Genomic DNA, 21,318 nt, shown 5'->3' with positions numbered 1-21,318 from the left:
GCCGGTCAATCTGCATCACCATAGCTGCTGTTTATTTAGAAGCGCGAAAATAATGGGAGCAGGGCGTGAATCTGTACAGTCAACCTGGCCATATTGACCAGATAAAACAGACCAACGCAGGTGTGGTTTACCGACTGATTGACCTTTACGGCCCGATTTCGCGTATTGAGCTTTCTAAACGTGCCCAGTTAGCACCCGCCAGTATTACCAAAATCGTGCGTGAAATGCTCGATGCCCATCTGGTACAGGAAACCGAATTTCAGGAGCCGGGCAGCCGCGGTCGTCCAGCGATTGGTCTCATTCTCGATACGTTAGCCTGGCACTATCTCGCCGTTCGCATTCAACCGGGACAGATTACGCTGACGCTGCGCGATCTCAGCACGCGCGCGTTGCAGGAAGATCGTTTGCCGTTGCACGCCACCGCTGAAAAATCGCTGCTGCAAACGCTGCATGATGTAGTGAATGACTTCTTTATTCGCCACCAAAGCAAGCTGGAGCGTTTAACGGCCATCGCCATTACCTTGCCGGGATTAATCAACGCCGCATCCGGTGTGGTGCATCGTATGCCGGGTTATGACGTGCAGGATATGCCCTTAGGCGAAACGCTGGCAGAGCGCACCGGTTTACCGGTTTTTGTGCAGCATGATATTTCTGCCTGGACGTTAGCCGAAGCGCTGTTTGGTGCATCAAGCGGTGCACAGAATGTGATTCAGATTGTGATCAATGAAACCGTAGGCGCCGGAGTGATCAGCGGAGGACAGCTGCTGCATAAAAGTGGCCGCACCCTGGTGGAGATCGGGCATACGCAAATCGATCCTTATGGCCAGCAGTGTTATTGCGGCAATAATGGCTGTCTCGAAACCGTGGCCAGCACCGGAAGTCTGTTGAATCTGACGGCGCAGCGTTTGCCATCGCAGCCAGATAGCCTATTGCATCAGGCGCCACTCACCATTGAAACGCTTTGTGCCGCTGCGCAGCAGGGCGATCGTTTGGCGCGCGACGTCATCGCCGGTGTCGGGCATCATGTTGGCCGCATGCTGGCGATGATGGTCAACATCTTTAATCCTCAACAAATACTTATCGGTTCGCCGCTCAATCAGGCGGCTGATGTCCTGTTTCCTGCGGTGAGCAGTACCATCCGTCAGCAGGCATTGCCGGCTTACAGTAGCGAAATCCAGCTGACACCAACGGCTTTCAGCGATCCTGGCACCTTCGGCGGCGCTGCGCTGATAAAAGACGCGCTTTATAGCGGCCATTTATTGGTAAAACTGTTGCAGGGATAATGACAGCCCGCCTTAAGTTTGCGCTAACGCAATCTGCCGTCAAAAACATTTCCTTAAACTGCCTCCTTCGCACGTTACACATCGCTTTAATGAAGGAGGAGAAAGGTGAAAACGCTTTTTGTCACCGGTACCGACACCGCGGTGGGTAAAACCGTGGTTTCACGCGCGTTGTTGCAGTGCTTTGCCCAAGCGAATGTCTGCGCCGCAGGTTTCAAGCCTGTTGCCAGAAACGCGCAGCTCATGCCGGAAGGATTACGTAATAAAGATGCAGTGTTACTCCAGCACGCTTCCGGTCTCACTCTGCCTTATCACGCCGTTAACCCTATCATTCTGGAAGAGGATGCGATTAGCACCGGCTCGTCACAGCACGTTGATTATGCACAGCTAAGTCAGGGGTTGAAGGAGTTACAGGAGTGCGCGGCCCGCGTGGTGGTGGAAGGCACCGGCGGCTGGCGCAGTTTAATGAACAATCGGCAGCCTTTATCACAATGGGTGCAACAAGAGCATCTGCCGGTGGTGCTGGTGGTGGGAATTAAAGAGGGTTGCATCAGCCACGCTTTACTGACCGCCGATGCCATTGCGCTTGATGGATTGCAATTAGTGGGTTGGGTCGCGAATCGTATTAATCCCGGCTTAGCGCATTACGCTGAAATCATTGCGGTTTTACGCGAAAAATTGGCTGCGCCACTGCTCGGCGAGTTGCCTTATCTTCCACGCGCCGAACAGCGCGAACTGAGCGGCTACCTGGATATTTCTTTACTGAATACGGTGTTGTCGCACGACGATAGTGCAAAGCCCGCCGCCTGATGAAACAAAATGCAGCAAATGATCAATGGCTGAACCCATGGTTTCATGGCTCGGCCATTTCTCCTCTTCAGTTAAATCCTCATGATTTCAATTTCTTATTATAAAAAACGCACTGTTTCTTTCGCGATGGCGTGATTCATGCATCAGCTCCTCTGATGAATATCTTGCCGGAGCCGCGTTATGTCGCAATCAGATGAAAAAGGTTTGTTATATGGGCTGAATGACCGCATCGGTCCATTGCCTGCATTTTGTGCCGCACTGCAGCATGTACTGGCCAGCGTCGTTGGCATTATTACGCCACCGCTGATTATCGGTTCCGTACTGGGACTCCAGGCGTGGATTCCTTATCTGATCAGCATGTCGCTGGTGGTTTCTGGTCTGGGGACATTTCTGCAGGCGCGTCGCTTTATGGGGATTGGCGCCGGGATGATCTGCCTGCAGGGCACCAGTTTTGCTTTTCTCGGGGTGATTTTATCGGGAGGGTTAATGGTCAAGGCGCGCGGTGGATCGCCCGAAGAGATCATGGCGATGATCTTTGGTTGCAACCTGGTCGCGGCCATGATTCCGATGCTGATCAGCCGCTGTATTGCGCCGTTGCGTAAAGTGCTGACGCCGGTGGTGACTGGCACCGTAATTACCTTAATTGGTATCAGCCTGATTAAGGTCAGCATCACCGATTGGGCCGGCGGACATAACGCCACCAATTTCGGGGCACCCGGCAACCTGGCGCTGGGGGCGCTGACGCTACTGGTGATTATTGTGTTAAACCGTTCGCAAAATCGCTGGACGCGCCTTGTCGCGGTGGTTGCCGGTATTGCCGTGGGATGTATCGCGGCAGCGTTAACCGGACATCTCAGCCTGAAGCCGATGGCGGAGACACCCTGGCTGGTGATGCCTGAACTGTTTCGTTTTGGTTTTGCTTTCGACTGGACCATCTTCGTGCCCATTGCGCTGGTCTCTGTGATTGCGGTGATTGAAGCGGTTGGCGATCTCACGGCCAACTGCATGCTGTCGCAACAGCCAATTGAGGGCGAGGAGTTTGAGCGCCGTATGCAGGGCGGCATTTTTGCCGACGGGATTAGTTGCTTACTCGCTGCGGTTTTTTCTGCCTTTCCAAATACCACTTTCGCGCAAAATAACGGCGTCATCCAGATGACCGGCGTGGCCAGTCGCTATGTTGGCATGGTGATTGGTGTGATGTTGCTGCTGCTCGGGATGTTCCCAACCATTGGTTATTTGCTGCAGCAGATTCCGCCGCCGGTGCTAGGCGGAGCAACTATTGTGATGTTTGGTAGCGTAGTTGCGGCAGGTATTCGCGTGATGACGCAAACGCCGCTCGGACGTCGCGAGATGTTGATTGTCGCGGTTTCCTTCGGTATCGGCTTAGGCGTAGAAGCGGTACCTGAAGTGCTGAAACAGTTTCCCTCACTGGTAAGCAACCTGTTTGGTCATGCGGTGACAACGGGTGGGATGCTGGCGATTGTGCTTAATGTGATTCTGCCAGCTGAACGTGGTGAAGTGGTTGCAGTTAAAACGGTGGAGGAATCGTCCTAACTAAACGCACCGAGTCAAAGAGCCGAGGGGCATATGGCAGAGGAGTAAAGCATCCCGCGCCAGGGAAGGCGCGGGCTGAGCCTCAGGGACGATTTATGGCGACTTTACGATCTGCCATATGCCCCTCGGCGACTGCACAAAATTTTACGGATTCAACCGACGACGCGTGCGTCCAGAGCTCAGATAATCAGCAATATAATCCTGCGATATCTCGCCGCTGTAACGCCCATCCTCATCAACAATCGGCATCCACACTGTGTTGTGCTCATAGAGTTTCGATAACACTACGCGCAGGTTTTCTTCCGCTTTGCCCGTCACTTTAAAGGTATGCAGCATCTCTTCGCAGCGGCCCGTTGCGGCACGCGCTTCGCGACGCTTCACAAAACCCAGTGGCTTGCCATCTTCATCCACCACCGTCACCGAACGCATATCGTTATCATCCATGGTGGCGAAAGCTTCCTGCAATGGCGTATTACGCTGCACGGTGATGGTAGGTTGTTGATCGGTAACATCGCCCGCTTGCACCAGCAACAAACGTTTCAACGTACGGTCCTGACCGACAAAAGAGCCGACAAAATCGTTGGCGGGTTTTGCCAGCAGCTCATCCGGGCTGGCGCACTGCACAATTTTACCCTGACCAAACACCGCAATGCGGTCGCCGAGCTTCAGCGCTTCATCGATATCGTGGCTTACCAGCATCACGGTTTTCTTCAGCTGACGCTGCATCTCAAGGAATTCGTTCTGAATCACTTCACGGTTAATTGGATCGACCGCACCGAAAGGTTCATCCATCAGCAATACCGGTGGATCTGCGGCCAGCGCGCGTATCACGCCGATACGCTGCTGTTGCCCACCGGACATTTCACGCGGATAACGATGCAGGAACTTGGTCGGATCGAGTGCCACCATGCTCATCAGCTCCGTGGCGCGTTCGCGGCAGCGCTTTTTATCCCAACCGAGCATGCGCGGCACCACGGTGATGTTCTCTTCGATAGTCATGTTCGGAAACAGACCAATCTGCTGGATGACATAGCCAATGTTACGGCGCAGGGTCACGGTATCCTGTCCGCTGGTGTCTTCACCGTTGATTAAAATTCTGCCGCTTGAAGACGGGATCAAGCGGTTAATCATCTTCAGCGTCGTGGTTTTGCCACAGCCCGATGGGCCGAGCAGCACACACATTTCCCCGGCAGGGACTTCCAGGCTGACGTTATCTACGGCATTTAATGACGTGCCGTTCTTTTGCGTAAAGGTTTTCGTCAGGTTTTCCAGTTTTATCATTATCGAATCCCCTTAGGAGTCAGCGCCGACTGCAAACGGTGCAGCAACCAATCAAGCACAATCGCGAGCAAACAAATCATTAAAGCACCAGCAATCAACATGCGCACATCGCTGCCGCTGATACCGTCGAGTAGCTGCAGGCCCAGGCCGCCGGCACCAATCACCGCAGCAATCGCCATTACACCTACGTTCATCACTACCGCAGTACGAATACCGCCGAAAATCACCGGCAGCGCCATCGGAATTTCTACCCAGCGCAGGCGTTGCCAGAAGGTCATGCCAATCCCGCGACCGGCTTCACGCAGGCCCGGCGACAAATTCTCCAGTGCGGTATGCGTATTGCGCACAATCGGCAGTAACGAATAGAGGAAAACCGCAGTAATCGCGGGAAGGGCGCCGATGCCCTGGCCGATCATCGAAAACAGCGGAATCATCAAGCCAAACAATGCAATGGTCGGAATGGTTAACACAATGGTGGCAATGCCCAATACCGGCGTCGCCAGCCATTTGAAGCGCACAATCAAAATGCCCAGCGGCACGCCAACCATGATCGCGAAACCGACCGCTACCAGCACCAGCCACGTATGTTGCCAGGTGAGCGTCATCAAGGTGTGCCAGTTATTCATGATGTAATGCAAGGTATCCACAGCGCCTCCTTACAGCATGTTTTTAGATTGAAGGAAATCACGCGCCACCTGTTGCGGTGACTGATGATCGATATCGACGCGCTTGTTCATCTCGGTGATGGCTTCGTCATTAATCAATGCCGACAGTTGATTGAGCGCGCTATCTAACCCTGGATGGCTTTCAAGCACATCCTGACGCACCACAGGCGTGACGTTGTAACTTGGGAAGAAGTGCTTATCATCTTCTAATACCTTGAGTTCGAAGCCTTTCACCCTGCCATCGGTGGTATAGATCAGGCCGGCATCAACAAACCCATCGCGAATCGCGTTGTACACCAGGCCGGGATCCATCTGTCGAATCTGCGGTCTGTCGAGCGGCATGTTGTAGGCTTTTTGCAGCGGTTTCAGGCCATCGGAGCGTCCTGAGAATTCGAGATCCAAACCGAGTTTCCAGTTATGGTCCGGATCGTTCTTGCGCACTTCTTCCAGCTTCGCCACCAGCTGCGACATGGTGTTGATGCCTTCTTTGTCCGCGCGGTCACGCTGCATAGCAAACGCATAGGTGTTGTTCATCGGGGCAGGATTGAGCCACACCAATCCCAGTTTGGCGTCCAGCTGTTTCACCGTCTTATAGGCGTCTTCGGTCGACATCGGCTTATTGATGTGATTAAAGATGATCAGTGAAGTCCCGGTGTACTCCCAGGTCATATCAATCTGTTTATTGATCATCGCGTTACGACCAATAGTGGTGGCGATATTGGTCTTCGGAATCACCTGAAAACCTTTCTTCTGTAGCCACAGCACCGTCATCGCAGACAGGATGTGTTGCTCAGTAAAACTTTTGGTCGCCATGGTAATGGGGGTTGCAGCGGCGGCGCTTTGGCTAATTAGCAGCGTCGCGCTGAGTGCCAGCGCAGTACGTTTTACCCAGCGCGCCAGCTTATTGGCAGTGGCCATCACAAAACTCCTTGTGTTAAGCCGCAGAGTGCGGGCTGAGATAACGTCCCAATGCCGCAAGCAGCATGTCGAGAATCAGGGCAACTAATGCCGTTGCGACTGCGCCCAGAATCAGCGTTGGGAAATCGTTAAGGTAGATACCAGGGAAGATCAGCTCACCAAAGCTGCTGGCGCCAATCAGGAAGGCTAAGGGCGCAGTACCCACGTTAATCGCGGTGGCGATGCGTACACCGGCTAAAATCACCGGTAACGCGTTGGGAATCTCTACCTGACGCAAACGCTGAAACTTAGTCATACCTATACCGTTGGCGGCTTCAATCAGCGACGGCGGAACCGCACTTAGACCGGCAAAAGTATTACGCACAATCGGCAGCAGCGAGGCGAGGAACAGGGCAATCAGCGCAGGTCGATCGCCAATACCCACGATCACCATGGCCAGCGCCAATACCGCCAGCGGTGGCAGCGTGTTACCCACGTTGAAGATTTGCATCACGTATTCTGCCCAGCGACGGGCGAAAGGACGGCTGAGTAAAATGCCGCTGGGAATACCGACCAATAGCGCGAAGAACATCGACCAAAACACTAAAAACAGATGCTGCTGCGCGAGATAAATTAAATCCTCTCGGCGATCGCGCAGCGTATTCAGGCCCAGCCCCCACACCAGCAGGGCTATCACCGCAATGATTGCGAGCAATGCCAGTCCAGCACGGCGGGCGAGCGATGCATTTTGCATAGCAAGTATCTCCCTGATTTAAAAAATCGTTCGATCGGGTTATGTCATTCACAAGATGACGGCGCAGTGCAGAAACACACACCTACGAAAATCCTTCATCCTTTTAAATTGCAGTTAAAATGACTGTTAACAGATGCTTTTACAGCGAATAACTGGAAAGCACCGTAAAAAGCTATAGCAATGCTTGCCGATAAGCGCCAGTTTTTGCGGCAAAATCAGACAGATAGAAACGATAAAAAATTGTGCTTAACCCGCGTGGAATAAGGCATTATCCGACAATAAAATATTTTCATCGAAATAGGTGACGGCGTCACAAAGTGGCGCACACAGAGGAAACTGCTGCGGTGAATTTTGAGCTAGCCTTGTTAGAAATTAGGGAGACGTATGACTGAAACTGCAGAATTGAACACGGAACATCGTCACTGGATTCTCATCGGCTGCATGCTAGCGATGTTTATGGCGGCGATTGAAGTCACCATCGTGGCCACCGCGATGCCGACCATCATTGCCGATCTTGGCGGCTTTGCGCAGTTCGGTTGGGTATTTTCCATCTATTTGCTGACGCAGGCGGTTAGTGTGCCGCTGTATGGCCGCTTAGCCGATATGTGGGGGCGCAAACGGCTGCTGTTTATCGGCGTGTCGCTATTTTTGGTCGGCTCCATTCTATGCGGATTTGCCCACAGCATGACGTGGCTGATCCTGTTCCGTGCCTTTCAGGGATTGGGCGCAGGTGCGATTATGCCGCTTACCTCAACCATCGTGGCGGACGTCTACTCGCCACGCGAACGTGCGAACGTACAGGGCTGGCTCTCTAGCGTCTGGGGCGTCGCAGCGATCATTGGCCCGCTCAGCGGCGCCTGGCTGGTGCAACACTTTAGCTGGTCGGTGATTTTCTGGGTCAACGTGCCGATTGGCCTCATCGCCATGCTGCTGCTGGCGCGTTTTCTACCGACACGTGAGCAGAACCAGCAAACCACGCTTAACCTCACCGGCAGTTGCTGGCTGATGATCTGCGTCACGGCGCTGTTGGTGGCGCTGTTGCAAGCCGAGGTACTGGGTTATTGGCTGCTGCCGTTCCTGCTGTTAGCGCTGGTTGCTGCCTGGCGCCTGAAACATCATGAACAGCGCGCCGATGCACCGCTCTTCCCGCTTGAGATTTGGCGCAGTCGGCTGATTGTCGCCGGCAACGTCGGCAATCTGATTATCGGTGCCAGCATGATGGGCATCAGCGCTTTTTTGCCGACGTGGATTCAGGGGATTACCGGCGGCACGCCGCTGCAGGCGGGTAGCGCATTGGCGATGATGTCGATTGGCTGGCCGCTGGCGAGCACCCTGAGCGGACGATTGATGCTGGTGACATCGTACCGCTTCACTGCGCAAATGGGGGCGTTACTGCTGATCGCTGGTAGCGCATTGCTGCTGCTACTGCGCAGCGACAGCTCGATCATGCAGGCCGGTTTAACCGCCTTTGTGATTGGCACCGGCATGGGCATGACCAGCACCACCTTTTTGGTGTCGGTACAGAACCATGCCCATTACGATATTCGTGGCATTTGCACCGCTTCAATCATGTTCAGTCGCATGATCGGCTCGGCAATTGGAACGGCATTATTAGGCGCGGTGCTCAATCTCAACCTCTCGCTGCGTCTGCCGCAGGCCGACGATCCGATGCAAAAAATCATGTCGCACCAGAGCCGCCAGGCGCTGCCGGAGGCGACGCTGCATGACTGGACCGGGCAAATTGCCAGCTCTTTACATTGGGTGTTTGTGGTTTCACTGCTGATTGCGCTGTTAACGCTGTGGGTAGCGTGGATGATGCCGCGTCAAAGGCCGGAAGTGGAGTAAAGCAGGGCGGCCTGAGAGCCGCCCGAAGGTTTACTGCGCTGGCGTATCCTGCGAGCTGCCAGCGCTATCTGGTACGCTGCTGTCGCCGTCACGACCATTTTTCTTGTAGACGATTTTCTGTGTGTCGTTCTCACAATGGCCCACAACCTGACCGCCGACCTGATCGGCTTGATCATTGGCCACGATATCCAGCGTGAAGTCCGATTCGGCAACGCCGTTATTAATAATTTTTTTGCTGATGTCCGCTTTAACACTTTCACAAGATGCCTGCGCCAGAACCGGCAGCGCCAGCATCGCCATCAACAGAACTGCATTACGTTTTTTCATCATTCACTCCGTTGGTCAGAATTCCTATCAAAACTATAGCAGTGATGACCGATTATGGCGCCAGCGGACGTCCGGTACGACGATCAAGGCAGCGCAACGTATTGGGTTCCCAGTATGCGTTGACGTTGTAGCTCTTCTCGCAGGAGTCGCGGGTATCAAAGGCTTTATCGGCTTTGTCGAACTCTTTCTCAACGCGCGTATTTACTTTGTTACGCAGGTTTTTGGTATCGTTCCATTGCTCTTTACTTTGGCGAGCGGCTTCATTGCTGGATGCGCTGCTACCATCTTCAATAATCAGGCGATCGGTTTTGGCGGAAGCCATTGGCGCAGCTAGCAACACGCTGGAAGTCAGCACGGTAGCCAGCAGGGCAGAAAACAGTTTTTTCATTGTCATTTCCTTCAGTTAACACCAGCACAGCCGGGATCGCGGCTGTAACAACCTTAGTCGCTAGTATATCATCGCTGCTTCTTTGCTCACCAGCGGTGAGCACTCTGTTTAGCTTAGTGAGAGACTTTCCATGCTGGTGAAAACCACCTTGCTGTTTTTTATCACTGCGATCGCGGAAATTGTGGGTTGTTTCCTGCCGTGGCTGTGGCTAAAGAGGGGCATGACGGCCTGGCTGCTGGTGCCGGCGGCGGCGAGCCTGGCGCTGTTCGTCTGGTTATTGACGCTGCATCCAGCGGCAAGCGGACGCGTCTATGCGGCGTATGGCGGCGTGTATGTGTTGACCGCGCTAATCTGGCTGCGTGTGGTGGATGGTGTGAAGCTGAGTACGTGGGATTGGGTCGGCGCGCTGGTTGCTTTTAGCGGTATGCTGATCATCGTTGCAGGCTGGAGCCGTGTTTAATCACCGACAACATGAAAGTACGATATTAGGGGAAACATCCCGATGAGGTCGTAGCGGCGAAAGCCGCCGGAGCGCCTCACGGGATGGTCGCCCCGGGTATCTCGATGGCGCAGCGTGCAGCTGCTGTTAGCCTTTATGCACCTTCAAACCTGCGGTGGTTTGCGTTACGGGCATAATCTCAAGCGTATTGATGTTGACGTGTTTTGGCAGTGTGGTCACCCAATATACCGCTTCGGTAACATCTTCGGCCGTCAGTGCGGTGGTGCCTTCATATACCTGTTCCGCTTTGCCATCATCGCCTTTAAAGCGCACGTTAGAAAATTCGGTGCCGCCAACTAAACCTGGCTCAATATCGGTTACGCGCAGCGCGGTGCCGTGCAGGTCGGTACGCAGATTCAGGCTGAACTGGCGAACGAACGCTTTGGTCGCGCCATAAACGTTACCGCCTAAATATGGCCAGTTGCCGGCAATTGAACCGATATTCACAATATGCCCCACGTTGCGCTCAACCATCGCAGGCAGCACCGCGCGCGTCATATACACCAAGCCCTTATTGTTGGTGTCGATCATATTTTCCCAATCTTCAATATTGGCTTTATGTGCCGGTTCAACACCCAGCGCCAGGCCGGCATTGTTCACCAGCACATCAATATCGCGCCATTCGGCGGGCAGGGCGGCAATCACTTCGTCGATGGCGGCGCGATTGCGCACGTCCAGCTGCACGGTATATAGATTGTCGCCCAGCTCTTCTTTCAACTCTTTTAAGCGCTCAGCGCGACGTCCGCTGGCGATCACCTTGTGACCTGTAGCAATGAAGCGGCGGGTGATACTTTGACCAAAACCAGCAGTTGCGCCAGTAACAAAAATAATCATCTCACTGTTCCTTAAACGATTTTAGGTTATCAGCCACACCTTAGCATTAACCTTGAACCCATGCTCATGAAAACCAAATGCAAGCTGTTGCAGGATTTTACCTGCACGTTGAGAGTGCAATCGCGCACCACAAAGACGCACGTCCTTGGGTTAAAAACAGGCGCTATGGGACAAAAATCACCGCAATGTTAAATAGCAACCGTTTGCCACTATAAGCAACCGGTTGCGCATACGATTGCGATGCCAGCTTGACACAAAAACCAGTCAAATCAACCTATTATATTGAATTTAAACAGTATTTTTTGTTCTTTGCGTTGGCATGCGCTTTGCAAACTATCTTTAAGCAATTACCTGCACATAAAAAGCACCAAGGAACCGTTATGCCTTACGCATCCGAAACGCTGCTGCGCGCCAGCTTCTTTGATATCACCGCTCTGGCCGCGCAGCCGGACGACATCGCCGCTAACGCGCGCTATCTCGAAGATGGCTTATTAACGCTGCGCGACGGCAAAGTGGTCAGCCTCGAAAGCTGGCAGATCGCGGAAGGGCGCGTCAATCCGGCAGAGGTTACCGATCTGCGCGGCAAACTGATTGTGCCGGGCTTTATCGATACCCATATTCATTACCCGCAAACTGAGATGATTGGTGCCTTCGGCGAACAGTTACTCGAATGGCTGAATCACTACACCTTCCCGGTGGAAAGCCAATATCACTGTCCCGATCACTCAGCAAAAATGTCGGCGTTCTTCCTGCAGCAACTGTTATCAAACGGCACCACCACCGCGCTGGTGTTTGGTACTGTGCACAAGCAGTCGGTGGATGCATTATTTAGCGCGGCGCATCAGTTGGATATGCGCCTGATTGCCGGCAAAGTGATGATGGATCGCAACGCGCCGGAATACCTAACCGAAACGCCGGAACAGAGCTACCAGCACACGCGTGAACTGATTGAACGCTGGCATCAACGTGGTCGCCTGAGCTATGCGCTCACGCCGCGCTTTGCGCCCACATCCTCGCCGGCGCTGCTAGACAAAGTGCGTCAGCTGCGCGAAGAGTTTCCGGATGTCTGGATGCACACGCACTTGAGTGAAAACCAGCAGGAGATCGCCTGGGTAAAAGCACTGTTCCCGGAGCGTGACGGTTATCTCGACGTCTACCATCATCACCAACTCACCGGCAAACGCAGCGTGTTCGCCCACTGTTTGCATCTGGAAGATAAAGAGTGGCAATGCCTGCACGACACCGATTCGTCGATTGCTTTCTGCCCGACCTCAAACCTGTTTCTCGGCAGCGGCTTGTTCAATATCAAACGCTGCTGGCAGCAGGGCGTGCGCATGGGTATCGGCACCGACGTTGGCGCGGGAACCACTTTTAATTTGCTGCAAACGCTCGGCGAAGCCTACAAAGTCGGTCAGTTACAGCAGTACAAACTCAGCGCCTGCGAAGCGTTCTATCACGCCACCCTGGGCGGCGCGCACGCGCTCGATCTGGATGACGTCATCGGCAACTTTAATCCCGGTAAAGAGGCCGATTTCGTGGTGCTCGACCCGGCAGTCTCGCCGCTACAGCAGCTGCGCCATGCCAACAGCAAAGATATCTGGGAGCGCCTTTTTGTGCTGATGACGCTGGGCGATGACCGCAATATTGCGCAGACCTGGGTGAGCGGTAAGCCGGTATGGCAGCGCGAAAGTGAGGAGCAAATCGCATGATTCAGTTTTTACTCAACAATCGTTTAGTCACCGAACACGCGCTGGATCCCAATCTCACCGTGCTCAACTACCTGCGAGGTGCGCAGCAGCGACGCGGCACCAAAGAGGGTTGCGCCTCAGGGGATTGCGGTGCCTGCACCGTTACGCTCGGTAAGGTCGTCGATGGCCAGATGCACTATCAGGCGGTCAACAGCTGCCTGACGCTGGTCAGCAGCCTGCAGGGTAAGCAACTGATCACTGTGGAAGATCTTAAACAGGGCAGCGAACTGCACAGCGTGCAGCAAGCGATGGTTGATTGCCACGGATCGCAGTGCGGTTACTGCACACCGGGCTTTGTGATGTCACTGTTCACCCTGCAAAAAAACAGTGATGGCTGGAATCGTCATCAGGCGGAACAGGCATTAGCGGGCAATCTCTGCCGCTGCACCGGTTATCGTCCGATCATGGATGCAGCACAGCAGGCCTGTGAACACGCACGTACAGATGCGTTCACCGCCAACGCCGCCTCGCTGGTGCAGCGTTTACAGGCGCTCAGCAACGATGAAGTGCAGATCATCGAAGCCGATGGCAGTCGCTGTTATCTGCCGAAAACCGTGGCGCAGCTCGCCGATCTTTATCAGCAGCATCCCGAGGCGCGTTTAGTGGCGGGCGGCACCGATCTGACACTGCAGATTACCCAGCAGTATCAACGCTTGCCGCTGTTGATTGCGCTGGAGCAGGTTAACGAACTGAAGATTTGCCACCAGGATCAAGACCATATTTATCTCGGTGCCGCCGCGTCCTTACACCAGTGCTACCAGTTTCTGGCGCAGCAGATCCCGGCATTTAGCCATATGCTGGAGCGTTTTGCCTCGCTGCAAATCCGCAATCAGGGCACGTTAGGCGGCAACATTGGCAATGCATCCCCGATTGGCGATTGTGCGCCAATGCTACTGGCGTTGAACGCACAACTGGTATTGCAGCAGAGTGAACAGCAGAGAAAAGTTCCGCTCGATCAATTCTTTACCGCTTATCGTCAAACGGTAATGCAGCCGGGTGAGTTCATTCACAGTATCACTATCCCTAAAGTGACGGTGTCACCCAACTTTACCGCATGGAAAGTGGCGAAACGCCTGGATGACGATATTTCCGCCGTGTTTGCCGCCATCAATCTGCACATCAACGACGAGGTGATTGTGGAAGCGCGTATCGCCTTTGGCGGCATGGCAGCAACCCCGAAACGCGCGCTGGCAGCGGAAACAGCATTGCTTGGCCAACCGCTGAATCTCACCAGCATTGAAAAAGCCTGTGCCGCGCTGAGCATGGATTTCCAGCCGCTGAGCGACTTCCGCGCCAGCGCCGATTATCGCCTGCAGGTGGCACGCAATCTGCTGCGCCGCTACTACGCGCAAGCGTCTGGCGAGCTGACCATTACCGAGGTGTCGCGCTATGTCTCATAACCGCCCGGAACTGAATGAAACCCTGCTGAAAACGCAGTTCGCCACCGGCATGCAAACTGGCGTGGGGCGCAGCAACAAACATGAAAGTGCCGACAAGCACGTCTCCGGTGAAGCGCTATATATTGACGATAAGCCCGATCTTCCGGGATTACTGCATCTCAGTCCGCGCCTCAGCGAGCATGCGCACGCGCGCATCACCAAACTCGATGTGCAACCCTGCTACGCGGTGCCGGGGGTGGTCAGCGTACTGACCTGGCGCGATGTGCCAGGCCTCAACGATGTCGGCCCGCTGGAGCCTGGCGATCCGCTGCTGGCGCAGGACACCATCGAATACTTTGGCCAAATTGTGATTGCCGTCGCGGCTGACTCTCCGGAAGCGGCGCGTGCCGGCGCCGCAGCCGCGATGATTGAGTATGAAGCACTTCCGGCGGTACTCGACGTGCGTGAAGCACTGGAACAGCGCTTCTTTGTGCAGCAGCCACATGTTCATCAACGCGGAGATGCCGAAGCCGCGCTGGCGCGAGCGCCTCGGCGAATTCAGGGCGAGTTTCATATCGGCGGCCAGGAACACTTCTATCTGGAAACCCAGACGGCGCTGGTGATTCCTGGCGAAGATGACAGCCTGCAGGTGTTCTCCTCCACGCAAAACCCCACCGAAGTGCAAAAACTGGTGGCGGAAGTGATGGGCATCACCATGAATAAAGTCACCATCGATATGCGACGCATGGGCGGAGGCTTTGGTGGCAAAGAGACGCAGGCGGCGGGTGTGGCCTGTTTATGTGCTATCGCCGCACGCCAGCTGCGTAAACCGGTGAAGATGCGTCTGGCGCGGCGCGACGATATGCAGATTACCGGCAAACGCCATCCGTTTTTTGTGCGTTACGACGTCGGCGTTGAGGCAGATGGCCGCTTCTGTGGCGTGAAAATTGATTTGGCTGGCAACTGCGGCTATTCACTCGATCTCAGCGGATCGATTGTCGATCGCGCGATGTTCCACGCCGATAACGCCTATTATCTGGGCGATGCGCTGATCACTGGCTATCGCTGCCGCACCCACACCGCGTCTAACACCGCTTATCGCGGCTTCGGCGGCCCGCAGGGCATGGTGGCGATTGAGCAGATCATGGATCACATCGCGCGTGAAATGGGACTGGATCCGCTTGAGCTGCGCAAACGCAACTATTACGGCAAAACCGATCGCAACATCACCCATTACCACCAGCAGGTGGAGGACAATCTGCTGGATGAGATGACCGCCCAGCTCGAAACCAGCAGTGAATATGCGGCACGTCGCCGTGAAATTAGCGCGTTTAACGCCAGCAACCGTTTTATGAAACGTGGGCTGGCGCTGACGCCGGTGAAATTTGGCATCTCCTTTACCTCCAGCTTCCTTAATCAGGCGGGCGCGCTGATTTTGATCTACACCGATGGCACGGTGCAGCTCAATCATGGCGGCACTGAAATGGGTCAGGGTTTAAATACCAAAGTGGCGCAGATTGTGGCGGAAGTGCTGCAAATCGATATCAGCCAGATTCAGGTCACCGCCACCGATACCGGCAAAGTGCCGAACACCTCGCCAACGGCCGCCTCTAGCGGCGCCGATCTTAACGGCAAAGCGGCGCAGAATGCCGCGCAAATCCTGCGCGAGCGCATGACCGAGATGCTGTGTCAGCAGCATCAATGTGCTGCTGGCGCGGTGAGCTTTAGCAACGGCATTGTGCGCGTCGGTGAGAAGCACTTCACTTTTGCTCAGGTGGCGCAGCTTGCCTGGCTTAACCAGGTGCCGCTCTCTGCCACCGGCTTCTATAAAGTGCCGGGCATCCATTACGATCGTGCTGCCGGACGCGGCAAACCGTTCTATTACTTCTCTTACGGCGCCGCCTGCTGTGAAGTGTTGGTCGATACTTTGACCGGCGAATACCGCCTGCTACGCGCCGATATTCTGCATGATGTGGGCGCCTCGCTGAATCCCGCTATCGATATCGGGCAAGTGGAGGGCGGTTTCGTGCAGGGCATGGGCTGGCTCACCTGCGAAGAGCTGGTATGGAATGATAAGGGCAAACTGCTCACCGACGGCCCAGCCAGCTATAAAATCCCGGCGATCAGCGATGTGCCGAGCGATTTACGCGTCACGCTGGTAGAGAATCGCAAAAATCCGCAGGACACGGTGTTCCATTCGAAAGCCGTTGGCGAGCCGCCCTTTATGTTAGGCATCGCCGTATGGTGTGCGTTACAGGATGCCGTCGCCAGCGTCGACAACTATCGCCGCCATCCGCAACTGGATGCACCCGCCACGCCAGAGCGGGTGTTCTGGGGGATTCAGCGCTTATCAGGAGCAGAGCATGATTTATCATGACTGGATCAGCGTGCTACACAGCCTGCGCGAAAAGCGCGAGAGCTGCGTGCTTATCACCGTGCTCAGCGAGCGTGGCTCGGTACCGCGCGATCGCGGCAGCAAGATGGTGGTGAGCGCCAGCGATACGTTTCTGACGATTGGCGGTGGTCATCTTGAATATCAGTGCATTGCGCAAGCGCGTGCCATGCTGCAGCAGCGGTGCACGCAACCGCGCAGTGAAGAGTTCGCGCTGGCCGCACGTCTCGGCCAGTGCTGCGGCGGTCACGCCACGTTGCTGTTTGAACCGCTGATGCAGCATCAGCCAGAAATTCACCTGTTTGGCGCCGGTCATGTTGGCCAGGCGTTGGTAAATTTACTGGCAACCTTACCGTGCCATATCACCTGGATTGATAGCCGCGCCGCGCAGTTTCGCGCGGTACCGGCTGGCGTCACGGTGCGCCAGGTCGACGATCCTATCGACTGTGTGCGGGAAGCCGCCCCCGACAGTTACTTTGTGGTGATGACCCACGATCATCCGCTGGATCTGGCGCTCAGCGAGGCGATTCTGCGCCGCGGCGATTTCCGCTATGCCGGAGTGATTGGCTCGGCGACGAAAGCCCAGCGCTTTCGTTATCGGCTGGAGGGCAAAGGCATTGCCACCGAATCCGTTGCGCGCCTGCGCTGCCCGATTGGTTTAGCGGATGTGAAGGGCAAGTTGCCAGCGGAAATTGCGGTGGCGGTGGCGGGCGAAATCATCAGCGTTTATCAGCAGCAGGCGATAAGTTGTTGAGAGAGGTGGAAACTGCCAGGATAGAAACATCCCGCCGCCGCCGTGCGGCGTTGCTGATTATCAGGAGCGATAATGACTTCACGAGCCAATCCGTTTTTCACCACCAGCAGTTTGCCGTATCAAACGCCACCCTTTGATCAGATTCAGGAAGACGATTTTCTGCCTGCGCTGGAAGCGGGTATTGCAGAGAAACGCCGCGAAGTGGCGGCGATTGCCAGCAATCCGGATGCGCCAAGCTTTGCCAACACCTATGAGGCGCTGGAGCGCAGTGGTCAGCTGTTAAAACGTGTCAATCTGGTGTTTGGTGCGATGACATCCGCCAATACCAGCGATCGCTTACAGGAAATCGACGAGCAGATTACCCCGCAGCTCACCGCGCTGAATGATGAAATTTGCCTCAACAGCCAGCTGTTTGCCCGCCTCGATAGCGTCTATCAACAGCGCGGTTCGCAGTGTCCGGATGCCGAAGCGATGCGTCTGGTGGAAGTCACCTGGCAACATTTCCAGCTGGCGGGTGCCAGCCTGAGCGAAGCCGATAAAACCCAGCTGCGCGCCTGTAATCAGGAGCTTGCAAGCCTCAGCACCCGTTTCGGCAACAAGCTGCTGGCCGCCACCAAAGCCGGTGCCTATATAGTGAGTGATGTGGCAGCGTTAGCCGGACTAAGCGATGAAGAGCTGGCGCATGCCAAAGCTGCAGCAGAAGCCCGCGGTTTCGCGGGAGAATGGTTGATCGCGTTGCAAAACACCACCCAGCAACCGGCGTTGCAATCGCTGCACGTGCGCGCTACGCGTGAAGCGCTGTTCCAGCGGGCGTTGACGCGCAGTGAGCAGGGCGATGAAAACGACACGCGCGACATCGTGTTACGCATGGCGCAACTGCGTGCCCAGCAGGCGAGTCTGCTCGGTTTCAAAACCTATGCCGCGTGGAGCATGCAGGACCAGATGGCGAAAACGCCGGATGCCGCGTTTGCCTTTATGCGTAACATTGTGCCTGCCGCGCGAGCGCGCGCCGAACGCGAAGCCGCTGATATCCAGCGCGCCATTGAGCAAGCGCATCACAGTTTCCCGCTGCGCGTCTGGGACTGGAATTTCTATGCCGAGCAGGTACGCAAAGATAAATACGCGCTGGATGAGAGCCAAATCCGCCCTTATTTTGAGCTGAACAACGTGCTGGAGAAGGGCGTGTTTTGGTCCGCCAGCCAGCTGTTTGGCATCCGTTTCAGCCAGCGCCAAGATCTGCCGGTGTATCATCCGGACGTCAACGTTTACGAGATCTTCGATGCCGATGACACGCCGCTAGCGCTGTTCTACACCGATTTCTTCAAGCGTGATAACAAAAGCGGCGGCGCGTGGATGAGTAATTTTGTCGACCAAAGCACGCTGCTCGGCACCAGGCCGGTGATCTACAACGTCTGCAACTACACCAAGCCGCAGGCTGGCCAGCCGGCGCTGCTGAGCTGGGATGAAGTGATCACGCTGTTCCATGAATTTGGTCATGCGCTGCACGGTTTATTTGCCACGCAGCGTTATCCGAGCTTGTCCGGCACCGCCACGCCGCGCGATTTTGTTGAGTTCCCGTCGCAGATTAATGAACATTGGGCCAGCAACGAAGCGGTGTTTGCTAACTATGCGCGTCACTACCAAAGCGGCGAGGCGATGCCTGGCGAATTGCGTGACAAGATGGTGCGTGCCGCGAAATTCAACAAAGGCTACGACATGACCGAGCTGCTGGCCGCGGCGCTGCTTGATTTGCAGTGGCATTCTCTGACCACAGATGATAATCCGCAGGACGTCAGCCACTTTGAGCTGCAGGCGCTGGCCGCCGAAAACATTGCACTGGCCGCAGTGCCGCCACGTTATCGTTCCAGCTATTTCCGTCACATCTGGGGTGGCGGCTATGCAGCAGGTTATTACGCCTATATCTGGACGCAGATGCTGGCCGACGATGGCTATCAAGCCTTTGTCGAGCGCGGCGGATTAACGCGTGAAAACGGCCAGCAGTTCCGCGAGCATATCCTGTCACGCGGCAACAGCACCGACCTGCAGCATCTGTGGCTGGCATGGCGCGGCAAAGAGCCGGAGATCGGTCCGATGCTGAAAAACCGTGGGTTAGAGGAAGGGTAAGGTTTTATCCAGGTGCGCAGGGTATGCGCACCTTATGCAACATCGGTTAGCCAAACGGCCCGCCTTCAATGGTATCGATCATCCCGGCCAGCACGCGCTCGCCGGTTTCGTTTTTCAAATCCGCGTACCACGCCGCAGTCACCTCTGCATCTTTCGCATGCGTCACATCGCAGCGCTTGCGCGCCTTAAGGACCAGATCTTTGGTGCGATCCACGCGCCGCGCTTCGTAGCGCAGCAACGCATCCTCAATCCCCAGCGAATGCGACGCCAGCGTCTGCGCCAGCACCACCGCATCTTCCATTGCCGCACAGCCACCTTGCCCGATATCCGGCGTGGTGCTGTGCGCCGCATCGCCCAGCAAGGCCACACGACCTTTGACGAAACGGCTGAAAGGTTCGATATCGTGAATTTCTACCCGATTAGTGGTTTGCGGATTGAGGCTTTCAATCAAGCGTTGCACCGGATCGGCCCAGCCGCTGAAGTAGCCTTTAAGATCGTTTTTCAGCGTCGCGCGATCTTCCGGCAGGCCTTTGGCTAGCGGGACATCGAAGAAGAAGTAGAAGCGATTATCGCTGACCGGCATCAGTGACACGCGTTTGCCTTCGCCGACAAAAGTGGTCCACTGATCGGCAGGCGCGATGGTTTCATCAATGGTTACCAGACCGTTCCAGTTCACGTAGCCGGCATAGCGTCGCTCCACGCGCTCGCCGAGCACATAGTGACGAATCACCGAATGCGCACCATCGGCGGCAATCAGGAAATCGCCCTCGGCCTGGCTGCCATCATCAAACCAGGCGGTGACACCTTGTTCGGTTTGCTCTACCTGCGTTACGCGCTTGCCGAAGCTGATGCGCGAACGTCCGTAAGTATCGATTAGCATTGCCTGTAACTCAGCGCGCGCCACCGGATAGGGATATTCACCCACCTGCTGCACCAATGGCTTCATGCTGAAACGGGTGAGCGTATGACCGCTGTGCGCATCGTTATAAGCCATAAATGCCATGTTGCCGCCCAGCGCGCGCAGCGGCTCTTTCATGCCTAACGCATTGAGGCATTTGACGCCGTTTGGCCAGATGGAGATGGCTGCGCCCACTGGCTTCATCTCTTTCACCGCTTCAAACACCGCCGTGGTAAATCCCGCCTTTTCTAGCGCAATCGCAGCACTCATACCGCCAATGCCTGCGCCAATCACAATCGCTTTCATAACCGTCTCCTTTGCTATACAGAAGAGATTGCAACTTTTGTACCAAATTGGCGGATTTACCGAACTGCGGCTATCTACTTGATTTTATTTTGAAGCAGCAGCATTCAACCTGGCTATGCTGCACTACGATGGCGCGCAACGATGCACTGGATAAGGGCAATTTATGCGCGATGATGAATCAAATGTTTCAGCATGGTAATTGGTCGCGCAACAGCCATACTCTTTACACCCTTTCTGCGAGGAATCACTCATGAAGTGGATCATGGTTTTCGCGTTGCTGTTCAGCACCAGCGTGCTGGCACAACCGCAATGGCAGCCGGAGCGCAAAGCACCGGTGGTGCAACTCACGCCGATCGCCGCCAAGTGCGATGTTTCAGCGTGTCAGCAAAACTGCTATGTGCAGCAATCACAGTGTAAAAACGATAACAACGGCGGCTGCGGCTCGCTGGCACAAATTTGTGCACAAAACTGTTCCAGCCAGTGTCGCTAAGTGAAATAAATCTGTCATAACCGATGACTGGTCGCCATGAATGGCGTAATGCCATCAGTTAAGCGCTGAGCGACTTTCGTTCGCCATCGGCTG

19 protein-coding genes are annotated in these 21,318 nt (G+C 55.1%); 11 read left to right on the top strand and 8 right to left on the bottom strand.

Going from position 1 to position 21,318, the window contains the following annotated elements; all coding sequences use genetic code 11:
• Positions 1-65 precede the first annotated feature (65 nt).
• The 3 genes from PMI17_RS07770 to PMI17_RS07760 all read left to right on the top strand — a co-directional run bounded on the left by PMI17_RS07770 (position 66) and on the right by PMI17_RS07760 (position 3,644).
• On the top strand, positions 66-1,283 hold the full coding sequence (locus PMI17_RS07770; RefSeq protein WP_007887893.1) for an ROK family protein: 1,218 nt from the start codon (positions 66-68) through the stop codon (positions 1,281-1,283).
• 105 nt (positions 1,284-1,388) lie between these two features.
• A complete protein-coding gene (bioD, locus tag PMI17_RS07765; RefSeq protein WP_007887890.1) occupies positions 1,389-2,090 on the top strand; it encodes a dethiobiotin synthase in 702 nt (233 codons plus the stop codon).
• A 180-nt stretch (positions 2,091-2,270) separates the two neighbouring features.
• On the top strand, positions 2,271-3,644 hold the full coding sequence (locus PMI17_RS07760) for a nucleobase:cation symporter-2 family protein (protein ID WP_007887889.1): 1,374 nt from the start codon (positions 2,271-2,273) through the stop codon (positions 3,642-3,644).
• Positions 3,645-3,788: 144 nt separating this feature from the next.
• Here PMI17_RS07760 and osmV read toward each other — a convergent pair whose 3' ends face one another.
• From osmV to PMI17_RS07740, 4 genes are read right to left on the bottom strand one after another with little or no spacing between them, the layout of a single operon-like run.
• Complete coding sequence (gene osmV / locus PMI17_RS07755; protein WP_007887886.1) at positions 3,789-4,925, bottom strand: osmoprotectant ABC transporter ATP-binding protein OsmV; 1,137 nt, start codon at positions 4,923-4,925, stop codon at positions 3,789-3,791.
• Positions 4,925-5,572 carry an osmoprotectant ABC transporter permease OsmW gene (gene osmW / locus PMI17_RS07750; RefSeq protein ID WP_007887885.1) on the bottom strand — a complete coding sequence of 216 codons (648 nt, stop codon included), beginning with the start codon at positions 5,570-5,572 and terminating at the stop codon, positions 4,925-4,927. Before osmW ends, osmV begins: the two co-directional genes overlap by 1 nt.
• Before the next feature lie 9 nt (positions 5,573-5,581).
• On the bottom strand, positions 5,582-6,508 hold the full coding sequence (locus PMI17_RS07745) for a glycine betaine ABC transporter substrate-binding protein (RefSeq protein WP_007887884.1): 927 nt from the start codon (positions 6,506-6,508) through the stop codon (positions 5,582-5,584).
• Between the two features lie 16 nt (positions 6,509-6,524).
• Positions 6,525-7,241, bottom strand: coding sequence for an ABC transporter permease (locus PMI17_RS07740; RefSeq protein WP_007887883.1), 717 nt, complete (start codon positions 7,239-7,241; stop codon positions 6,525-6,527).
• Between the two features lie 384 nt (positions 7,242-7,625).
• On the opposite strand from PMI17_RS07740, the gene PMI17_RS07735 reads away from it, so the two are divergent.
• Complete coding sequence (locus PMI17_RS07735) at positions 7,626-9,086, top strand: MDR family MFS transporter (protein WP_007887882.1); 1,461 nt, start codon at positions 7,626-7,628, stop codon at positions 9,084-9,086.
• 30 nt (positions 9,087-9,116) lie between these two features.
• Here PMI17_RS07735 and PMI17_RS07730 read toward each other — a convergent pair whose 3' ends face one another.
• Complete coding sequence (locus PMI17_RS07730) at positions 9,117-9,413, bottom strand: DUF1161 domain-containing protein (protein ID WP_007887881.1); 297 nt, start codon at positions 9,411-9,413, stop codon at positions 9,117-9,119.
• A gap of 52 nt (positions 9,414-9,465) precedes the next feature.
• The gene (locus tag PMI17_RS07725) at positions 9,466-9,801 is read right to left on the bottom strand and encodes a DUF1283 family protein (protein WP_007887880.1); all 336 of its coding nucleotides are present in this window, start codon (positions 9,799-9,801) and stop codon (positions 9,466-9,468) included.
• A gap of 130 nt (positions 9,802-9,931) precedes the next feature.
• Here PMI17_RS07725 and PMI17_RS07720 point away from each other — a divergent pair, with 130 nt between their 5' ends.
• Positions 9,932-10,261 carry a YnfA family protein gene (locus PMI17_RS07720; RefSeq protein WP_007887879.1) on the top strand — a complete coding sequence of 110 codons (330 nt, stop codon included), beginning with the start codon at positions 9,932-9,934 and terminating at the stop codon, positions 10,259-10,261.
• 126 nt (positions 10,262-10,387) lie between these two features.
• Here the strand turns inward: PMI17_RS07720 and ydfG are convergent, their stop codons facing one another.
• Positions 10,388-11,134 (bottom strand): bifunctional NADP-dependent 3-hydroxy acid dehydrogenase/3-hydroxypropionate dehydrogenase YdfG, encoded by a 747-nt coding sequence (gene ydfG / locus PMI17_RS07715; RefSeq protein ID WP_007887878.1) that lies wholly within the window; start codon positions 11,132-11,134, stop codon positions 10,388-10,390.
• A 380-nt stretch (positions 11,135-11,514) separates the two neighbouring features.
• Between ydfG and guaD the strand changes: the two genes are divergently transcribed.
• The 5 genes from guaD to dcp all read left to right on the top strand — a co-directional run bounded on the left by guaD (position 11,515) and on the right by dcp (position 19,531).
• Positions 11,515-12,843 (top strand): guanine deaminase, encoded by a 1,329-nt coding sequence (gene guaD / locus PMI17_RS07710; RefSeq protein ID WP_007887877.1) that lies wholly within the window; start codon positions 11,515-11,517, stop codon positions 12,841-12,843.
• Positions 12,840-14,282 (top strand): xanthine dehydrogenase small subunit, encoded by a 1,443-nt coding sequence (gene xdhA / locus PMI17_RS07705; protein ID WP_007887876.1) that lies wholly within the window; start codon positions 12,840-12,842, stop codon positions 14,280-14,282. The genes guaD and xdhA overlap by 4 nt, the downstream gene beginning before the upstream one ends.
• Complete coding sequence (gene xdhB, locus PMI17_RS07700) at positions 14,272-16,638, top strand: xanthine dehydrogenase molybdopterin binding subunit (protein WP_007887874.1); 2,367 nt, start codon at positions 14,272-14,274, stop codon at positions 16,636-16,638. The genes xdhA and xdhB overlap by 11 nt, the downstream gene beginning before the upstream one ends.
• Positions 16,625-17,407, top strand: coding sequence for a xanthine dehydrogenase accessory protein XdhC (gene xdhC, locus PMI17_RS07695; RefSeq protein ID WP_007887870.1), 783 nt, complete (start codon positions 16,625-16,627; stop codon positions 17,405-17,407). Before xdhB ends, xdhC begins: the two co-directional genes overlap by 14 nt.
• 72 nt (positions 17,408-17,479) lie before the next feature.
• A complete protein-coding gene (dcp, locus tag PMI17_RS07690; protein ID WP_007887869.1) occupies positions 17,480-19,531 on the top strand; it encodes a peptidyl-dipeptidase Dcp in 2,052 nt (683 codons plus the stop codon).
• Between the two features lie 46 nt (positions 19,532-19,577).
• On the opposite strand, the gene hpxO is transcribed toward dcp, so the two are convergent.
• Entirely contained in the window at positions 19,578-20,735 is a 1,158-nt protein-coding gene (hpxO, locus tag PMI17_RS07685; protein WP_007887868.1) for an FAD-dependent urate hydroxylase HpxO, read from the bottom strand.
• A gap of 250 nt (positions 20,736-20,985) precedes the next feature.
• On the opposite strand from hpxO, the gene PMI17_RS07680 reads away from it, so the two are divergent.
• Positions 20,986-21,225: a hypothetical protein gene (locus tag PMI17_RS07680; RefSeq protein WP_007887866.1), complete on the top strand. Its 240-nt coding sequence runs from the start codon at positions 20,986-20,988 to the stop codon at positions 21,223-21,225.
• The last annotated feature ends 93 nt before the right edge of the window (positions 21,226-21,318 follow it).

The organism is Pantoea sp. GM01 (genome assembly GCF_000282675.1).
GTDB lineage: Bacteria > Pseudomonadota > Gammaproteobacteria > Enterobacterales > Enterobacteriaceae > Pantoea > Pantoea nemavictus.
The sequence above is the reverse complement of the archived record's forward strand: the minus strand, read 5'-3'. Positions and strand labels throughout refer to the sequence as shown.

What these genes read in the sequence shown, in the direction of transcription:
- osmV (WP_007887886.1), bottom strand. Translation starts at nt 4,925, where the DNA reads ATGATAAAACTGGAAAACCTGACGAAAACCTTTACGCAAAAGAACGGC.
- PMI17_RS07720 (WP_007887879.1), top strand. Translation starts at nt 9,932, where the DNA reads ATGCTGGTGAAAACCACCTTGCTGTTTTTTATCACTGCGATCGCGGAA.
- PMI17_RS07740 (WP_007887883.1), bottom strand. Translation starts at nt 7,241, where the DNA reads ATGCAAAATGCATCGCTCGCCCGCCGTGCTGGACTGGCATTGCTCGCA.
- guaD (WP_007887877.1), top strand. Translation starts at nt 11,515, where the DNA reads ATGCCTTACGCATCCGAAACGCTGCTGCGCGCCAGCTTCTTTGATATC.
- PMI17_RS07680 (WP_007887866.1), top strand. Translation starts at nt 20,986, where the DNA reads ATGAAGTGGATCATGGTTTTCGCGTTGCTGTTCAGCACCAGCGTGCTG.
- PMI17_RS07730 (WP_007887881.1), bottom strand. Translation starts at nt 9,413, where the DNA reads ATGAAAAAACGTAATGCAGTTCTGTTGATGGCGATGCTGGCGCTGCCG.
- hpxO (WP_007887868.1), bottom strand. Translation starts at nt 20,735, where the DNA reads ATGAAAGCGATTGTGATTGGCGCAGGCATTGGCGGTATGAGTGCTGCG.
- ydfG (WP_007887878.1), bottom strand. Translation starts at nt 11,134, where the DNA reads ATGATTATTTTTGTTACTGGCGCAACTGCTGGTTTTGGTCAAAGTATC.
- PMI17_RS07735 (WP_007887882.1), top strand. Translation starts at nt 7,626, where the DNA reads ATGACTGAAACTGCAGAATTGAACACGGAACATCGTCACTGGATTCTC.
- xdhC (WP_007887870.1), top strand. Translation starts at nt 16,625, where the DNA reads ATGATTTATCATGACTGGATCAGCGTGCTACACAGCCTGCGCGAAAAG.
- PMI17_RS07725 (WP_007887880.1), bottom strand. Translation starts at nt 9,801, where the DNA reads ATGAAAAAACTGTTTTCTGCCCTGCTGGCTACCGTGCTGACTTCCAGC.
- PMI17_RS07745 (WP_007887884.1), bottom strand. Translation starts at nt 6,508, where the DNA reads ATGGCCACTGCCAATAAGCTGGCGCGCTGGGTAAAACGTACTGCGCTG.
- dcp (WP_007887869.1), top strand. Translation starts at nt 17,480, where the DNA reads ATGACTTCACGAGCCAATCCGTTTTTCACCACCAGCAGTTTGCCGTAT.
- xdhA (WP_007887876.1), top strand. Translation starts at nt 12,840, where the DNA reads ATGATTCAGTTTTTACTCAACAATCGTTTAGTCACCGAACACGCGCTG.
- xdhB (WP_007887874.1), top strand. Translation starts at nt 14,272, where the DNA reads ATGTCTCATAACCGCCCGGAACTGAATGAAACCCTGCTGAAAACGCAG.
- PMI17_RS07760 (WP_007887889.1), top strand. Translation starts at nt 2,271, where the DNA reads ATGTCGCAATCAGATGAAAAAGGTTTGTTATATGGGCTGAATGACCGC.